This window comes from Priestia sp. P5_B4 (genome assembly GCF_056400385.1).
Genome location: NZ_JBFULJ010001373.1, coordinates 1 through 691, shown reverse-complemented (window position 1 = coordinate 691; position 691 = coordinate 1). Strand labels below are relative to the sequence as shown.

The window sequence follows — 691 nt, the reverse complement described above, 5'->3', positions numbered from 1 at the left end:
CCATGATACCATTTCTATATTGTTTTTTGAAAAATCATCTATAATTGATATTGTTTTAATCTCATATTGAGATATATAATAAAAGCAAGAAAAAGAAAACGCTTTCTATATTTAAATACATGGTTACTTCTCAAACTATAAGGAGGATTTAAAATGAGCCAAGTGGAAAGAAATTCTAAAGTGCAGAAATTAGTTGAGTATCAAAAATTCAATGAAGAAGAAGTTTCGAAGATGACAGATCCGCAGGTTGAATATTATCACTGGCTCTATTTTGATGATTCCGCTTATGATTATATGTAACTCAATTATAAAATAAGAAAAAAGCACAAAAACGTTTGGTTCCAACGGGTTTGTGCTTTTTTCGTTTCTTTAATTATAGGATTACTCATTTTTAACACCATTTCCTGTGACAACAAAGTGAGGGGTGTCTTCCTTCCGGTTGAAAAGTCTCCAGAACTCACTGTATTCATCGTCTTCTGACGTATCTGGAAATACCTCCAATAAATAACCTTGAGATAAAAAGATCTTTAGCCCTCCTACTTCGTCCGAGTCAACTCTTTCTACAATCGTGTGTTCGTTTATATCTTTTATAAAAGATTCAATTCGTTCATCAAATCGATTATTTCCTTGGATATTCCATTCAAAATGCTCATTTTCATTCTCCAACCCTGTTCTTGGAGAATAGAAATCC

At 32.1% G+C, this 691-nt stretch carries 2 protein-coding genes; one reads left to right on the top strand and one right to left on the bottom strand.

The window, feature by feature from the left end; genetic code table 11:
- Positions 1 to 153 precede the first annotated feature (153 nt).
- Positions 154 to 300 carry a BH0509 family protein gene (locus tag AC1DRF_RS31075; RefSeq protein ID WP_013056404.1) on the top strand — a complete coding sequence of 49 codons (147 nt, stop codon included), beginning with the start codon at positions 154 to 156 and terminating at the stop codon, positions 298 to 300.
- Between the two features lie 81 nt (positions 301 to 381).
- Here the strand turns inward: AC1DRF_RS31075 and AC1DRF_RS31070 are convergent.
- Positions 382 to 691, bottom strand: a 310-nt coding sequence (locus AC1DRF_RS31070) for a hypothetical protein (RefSeq protein WP_477742711.1), incomplete at its 5' end; no start/stop codon positions are given.

What these genes read in the sequence shown, in the direction of transcription:
- AC1DRF_RS31075 (WP_013056404.1), top strand. Translation starts at nt 154, where the DNA reads ATGAGCCAAGTGGAAAGAAATTCTAAAGTGCAGAAATTAGTTGAGTAT.